Consider the following 5,260-nt stretch of genomic DNA (forward strand, 5'->3'; position numbering starts at 1 on the left):
CCCTCCACCGCGGCCTGGCCGGCCGCTTCGCGGGGCGCAGCGTGCTCGTGCTGATCCCGGATCACACGCGGACGGTGCCGCTGCCGCTCCTCTTCCGTGGCGTCATGGAGGCGCTCGACGACGCCCGCTCCGTGACGTTCATGGTGGCGCTCGGCACGCACGTGCCGCTCGACCCGGATCACCTGCTGCGGCTCGTGGGACTCACGCGCGAGAGCAAGGACCGCGATTACCCGCGCGTGCAGGTCGTCAACCACGCCTGGTACGAGGACGGCACCCTGGCCAGCATCGGGACGCTGCCCAAGTCGCGGGTCCAGGAGATCGCGGGTAGCCGTTGGCACCCCACGTTGGGTGGCGACGTCGACGTGCGCCTGAACCGGGCCGCGCTCGAGCACGACGAGGTGCTGATCCTGGGGCCGACGTTCCCGCACGAGGTGGTCGGCTACTCCGGCGGCGCCAAGTACCTCTTCCCGGGGATAAGCGGCTCCGACATGATCAACGTGACCCACTGGCTGGGCGCCCTCGCAGGGGTGCGCGGCACCATCGGGATCAAGGACACGCCGGTGCGGGCGATGATCCACGCCGCCGCCGAGCTGCTCCATACGCCGGTCACGCTGGTGGCGGTGGTGGTGGAGGGAGCGCACCTGGCGGGGTTGTTCGTGGGCGACGTCGTGGCGGCGTGGTCCGCCGCCGCAGACCTGGCCGACGAGCGTCACGTGCGCTGGGTCGACAAGCCTTACGAGCGGATCCTGTCGTGCGCGCCACCCATGTACGAGGAACTGTGGACGGCCGGTAAGGCGATGTACAAGCTCGAGCCGGCGCTGGCCGCGGGCGGCGAGCTGATCATCTACGCGCCGCACCTGAGCGAGGTGAGCGCCGTGCACGGCGAGCACATCCGCGCCATCGGCTATCACGTGCTCGACTACTTCCTGAAGCAGTGGGACCGCTTCGCCGGTTACCCCCTGGGCGTGTTGGCGCACTCCACGCACGTGCGCGGCGACGGGCGCTTCGAGGACGGCGTCGAGTACCCGCGGGCGAAGGTCACGCTGGCCACGCGCTTGTCGCCGGCCGAATGCGAGCAGCTGGCGCTCGGTTACGTCGACCCCGACTCGATCGACCCGGAGGAGTGGGCGGGCCGCGAGGACGAGGGCGTGCTGCTCGTCCGGAAGGCCGGAGAGGTCCTCTACCGGGCCAGGGGCGAGTAGTGGCTCCGGCGGTGGTCGTGATGGGCGTGTCGGGGTCGGGCAAGAGCACCGTCGGGGTCGAGCTGGCGGGTCGCCTCGGGGTGCGGTTCGTCGACGGCGACGACCTCCACCCGGAGGCCAACCGCGCCAAGATGGCGGCGGGGGTGCCGCTGACGGACGATGACAGGTGGCCGTGGCTGGACGGCGTGCGCGACGTCCTGGCCGCGGGGCTGAGTGGGGACGGCGGCGTGGTGGTGGCGTGCAGCGCCCTGCGGCGCGCTTACCGAGACCGGCTGCGGGCGGCGGGCGCGGGCGTGCGCTTCGCTTACCTGCGCGTCGACCGCGCGGACGTGCTGGCGCGCGTGAGCGGGCGGAGCGGGCACTTCTTCCCGCCGGCGCTCGTGGCGTCCCAGTTCGAGACGCTGGAGGAGCCCGACCCGACGGTGGAGCCCGACGTGCTCGTGCCGCCGCCCGGCGGCTCGTCGGCGCAGGTCGACTACCTGGTGGCGGCTCTTCGGGCGGAGCGGCTTCAGGGCGGCTAGGAACGTGGAAGCGGGGCGGGTGGCGTCGTCGCCGGCGCTCCCGCCCCGCTCGCGTCGTCGGTCCGCGCCCGTGGGCACGCGACCGGCGCCGGCCTTACTTCTTCGCCGCGGCCTTCTTGGCGGCGGGCTTCTTGCCGCTGACGGTGTCCTTCAGGCTCTTGCCGGCCTTGAAGGCGGGGTACTGGCTGGCCGGGATCTTGATCTTCTCGGTCGTGCCGGGCTTGACGCCGGTGCGCGCCTTGCGCTTGCGGACCTCGAAGGTGCCGAAGCCCGTGAGCGTGACCTTGCTCCCCTTGGCGATGCTCGAGGTCATGGACGCGAGTAGGGCGTCCATCGTCTCCTTGACGGCCTTCTTGGACTGACCGGTGGCTTCCGCGACCTCCCCGACGAGATCGGCCTTGCTGACGGTCTTGTCTGCCTTCTTGGGTGCTGCTTTGGCTCTTGCCATGAGCGAGCTCCTTTCGTGAACTCGCCGAGAGTATAGAGCATGGGACACGGGAAAAACACGTGCCAGCCCGATAGGCTAGGGAAAAAAGCGCCGGAAGTGGGAAACCACACTTCTTCATGGCCGTCGGGGACGCGAGGTGGTGCCGCGGGGCCGGTCGGGGTGGGGCGGTGGCGCCTCCCCATCGGGGTACGTGACCTGAGATGGGCCGCCGGCGCCGGCACGGGGCGAAAGGCCGTGACCCGGAGGCGCGGCGGGGAATTACCTTGGGGGTATGCCCGCACCCATGCTCGCCGTGTTCCTCATCCTCGCCGGAGCGACGGCGCTGTTCGTGTCGGACAGGGTCCGCCTCGACGTCGTCGCGTTGCTCGTGGTGCTGGCGCTCGCTCTCACCGGGGTGTTGACGCCGCAGCAGGCGCTGGCCGGGTTCGCGGACCCGTTGGTCGTCATGATCGCCGGGCTGTTCGTGGTCGGGTTCGCCATCGTCAACACGGGGCTGGCGTCAGCGGTGGGGCACGCGCTCGGCCGCTTGGCGGGGGATAGCGAGCCGCGCATGATAGCCGCGGTCATGCTGGCCACCGGGCTGCTGTCGGCGTTCATGAGCTCGACCGGCACCGTGGCCGTCATGCTGCCCATCGCGACGGCCATGGCGTGGCGCGCGAAGGTGAGCCCCAGCAAGCTGCTGCTGCCCGCGGCGTTCGCCGCGCTGGTGGGCGGGATGTTGACGCTCATCGCCACGCCTCCCAACCTGGTCGTGTCGGGGGCGCTGGAGGGGGTGGGCCGGGCGCCGTTCGGTTTCTTCGCGTTCACGCCGTTAGGCGTCGCCATGCTGCTGGTCACGGTCCTCTACATGGTCTTCTTGGGGCGCCGCCTCCTGCCCGCGGCGGCGCCGGCCACGCCGGGGGTGGGTGCGGGTGAGGCCGACCTCGTGGAGGTGGCCGAGCGCTACGGCCTTCCGGTGCGGTTGGGCCGCCTCACGTTGGGCGCGGCCTCGCCGCTGGTGGGCGACACGTTGCGGGGGCTGCGGTGGCCGGAGCGCCTCGGCGTGCTGGTGCTGTCGATCGACACGGAGCCGGCGGCCGTGCGGGCCGGCCTCAGGTCGCGACGTCACCTTGGTCGCTCGAAGCGGCTGGGGCCCGACACGCGCCTCAGCGCCGGCGACCGCGTGTTGCTGCAGGGGAGCCGCGAGGCCCTGGAGGCGGTGGCGGGCCTGGCGGAGGCGCCGCTCGAGGAGGTGGGGGCGCTGGGCGACGACCTCGTGCCGGCCAACCTGGGCTTCGCGGAGGTCCTGTTGACGCCGAGGTCGAGTTGGGTCGGTAACAGCCTCGCGACGCTGCGGTTCAGGGAGCGCTTCGGGGTGCAGGTCGTGGCGTTGCAGCGTGGCGGCGAGCGACTGTTGGAGGGGAGCGGCGCGAGTCGCCTCGCCGAGACGCGCCTGCGCTTCGGCGACACCCTGCTCGTGCAGGGTCCGCTGGCGGCCATCGACCGCCTGGACGCCGAGCGGCTCGACGCGGTGGTGCTGAGCGAGACGGGGGGCGAGCGGCCGGCGCCCAAGAGGAGCAGGGCGCCCGTGGCCGTGGCGGTGCTGGCGGCCATGCTGGTGAGCATGTCGGCCGGGTGGCTGGCGCCGGTCGTGGCGGTGCTGGTGGCGGTGCTTGCCCTGGTGCTCACCGGCTGCCTAACGGCCGAGGAGGCATACCGGTCTGTTCAGTGGCAGTCGGTGGTCCTGATCGCCGGGATGTTGCCGCTCGCCACGGCGCTCGAGTCGACCGGCGGCGTCCGGCTGCTGGCGGACGCCGCGGTGGCCGCGTTCGGCGGGTCGGGCTTCCTCGTCCTGCTCGCCGGCACCTACGTGGTGACGGCCGGCCTGGGCCAGGTGATGTCGAACACCGCCACTGCCGTGTTGATGGCGCCCGTGGCGCTGAGCGCCGCCGAGCTGGTTGGCGTGAGCCCGGAGGGCGTCCTGATGATGGTGGCGCTCGCCTCCGCCTCGTCCTTCTGCACCCCCATGTCGACCCCGGTCAACACGCTCGTGGTCGGTCCCGGTCAGTACCGCTTCATGGACTTCGTCCGGGTCGGCCTGCCGTTGCAGGTGTTGATGGGGGTCGTCGGGCTGGTCCTCGTACCGTGGCTGTTCCCTGCCTGACCTCGGCCGGCCGTGGCAACGCCATCTCGTTCCGCCTAGGCGCGGGGCACGAACAGGCTGCCCTCCGTCAGGGGCCCCACCGCCGCGGTCAGGCCGCCCTCCAGCCGACCCGGCGTGTACGCCCCCGCGGCCAGGGCCGTCAGCGCCTCCGCGAAGGAAGCCGTCACGGCCCGCACCGCCCCGGCCGGCTCGTGGACGAACTCGAGCCTGTAGTCGCGCAGGCCAGCGCGCCACCACGTTCGGAGGTGCCGTGCCGCCGTCTGGGCCTCGCCGCTGAAGACCGTGTTGCGGCAGCCGACGTCGGCCATGACGGGGTGCTCCCGGCCGCGGCCGTCGCGCAGCGCCAGGCGGTGCCGCTCGCAGGGGTGACCGCAGTCGCGGAAGTCGCGGCCGCTACTGAGGAAGCGGCTGAACACGCAGTGCTCCGTGTGGAAGACCGGCAGGTGCTGGTAGGCCACCACCTCCAGCGCTCCGCCACCCACCTCGATGGCCAGCGCCGCCACCTGCTCCGCGTTCAGGTCGTGACCCGGCGTCAACGCGGCGAGGCCAAGGGCGAGGTAGGCCCGCGCCGCCTGTGCGTTGGTGGCGTTGAGGCTGAAGTCGCCCACTAGCGCCGGACGCTCGGAGTGCGGCAGTCGCGCCAGGTCGTGGAGCAGTCCGCCGGAGCGAACCACCAGGGTGGCGCCGAGGGAGAGGAGGAACCGCACGACGTTCTGTTCGCTCGGCTTCAGGACCCGCGGCGAGGCGACGCGCACCTCGATGCCCACCGCCTGGGCGCGCTCGACCGACGGGCGCAACCCGTACAGCTCGAGGTAGTCGAGCGTCACGCTGGCGAGCGGCCAGGCGCTTGCGTGGTCCTCGGCGAGCGCCAGTGCCGCGTCCAACTGCTCGGGCGTGCGCACCAGCAGGTGCAGGCGCCCGGCGGCCCCAACGGCCGGCGACGGCC

General features: G+C 72.3%; 4 protein-coding genes and 1 pseudogene (1 of these 5 cut by a window edge). 3 read left to right on the plus strand and 2 right to left on the minus strand.

Annotated features, from left to right (window positions below):
• Both H3C53_03500 and H3C53_03505 read left to right on the plus strand, forming a co-directional pair.
• The coding region (locus tag H3C53_03500; protein ID MBW7915741.1) for a DUF2088 domain-containing protein at window positions 1-1,202 on the plus strand (1,202 nt) is incomplete at its 5' end.
• Between the two features lie 20 nt (window positions 1,203-1,222).
• Window positions 1,223-1,723: a gluconokinase gene (locus tag H3C53_03505; GenBank protein MBW7915742.1), complete on the plus strand. Its 501-nt coding sequence runs from the start codon at window positions 1,223-1,225 to the stop codon at window positions 1,721-1,723.
• 94 nt (window positions 1,724-1,817) lie between these two features.
• Here the strand turns inward: H3C53_03505 and H3C53_03510 are convergent, their stop codons facing one another.
• Entirely contained in the window at window positions 1,818-2,171 is a 354-nt protein-coding gene (locus H3C53_03510; GenBank protein ID MBW7915743.1) for an HU family DNA-binding protein, read from the minus strand.
• 283 nt (window positions 2,172-2,454) lie between these two features.
• On the opposite strand from H3C53_03510, the gene H3C53_03515 reads away from it, so the two are divergent.
• Window positions 2,455-4,314 carry an SLC13 family permease gene (locus H3C53_03515; GenBank protein MBW7915744.1) on the plus strand — a complete coding sequence of 620 codons (1,860 nt, stop codon included), beginning with the start codon at window positions 2,455-2,457 and terminating at the stop codon, window positions 4,312-4,314.
• A 35-nt stretch (window positions 4,315-4,349) separates the two neighbouring features.
• Here H3C53_03515 and H3C53_03520 read toward each other — a convergent pair.
• Window positions 4,350-5,260 (minus strand): annotated as a pseudogene (locus H3C53_03520) (U32 family peptidase) (it continues 1,642 nt past the right edge of the window).

The organism is Trueperaceae bacterium (genome assembly GCA_019454765.1).
Taxonomy (GTDB): Bacteria; Deinococcota; Deinococci; order Deinococcales; family Trueperaceae; genus JAAYYF01.

What these genes read in the sequence shown, in the direction of transcription:
- H3C53_03505 (MBW7915742.1), top strand. Translation starts at nt 1,223, where the DNA reads ATGGGCGTGTCGGGGTCGGGCAAGAGCACCGTCGGGGTCGAGCTGGCG.
- H3C53_03510 (MBW7915743.1), bottom strand. Translation starts at nt 2,171, where the DNA reads ATGGCAAGAGCCAAAGCAGCACCCAAGAAGGCAGACAAGACCGTCAGC.
- H3C53_03515 (MBW7915744.1), top strand. Translation starts at nt 2,455, where the DNA reads ATGCTCGCCGTGTTCCTCATCCTCGCCGGAGCGACGGCGCTGTTCGTG.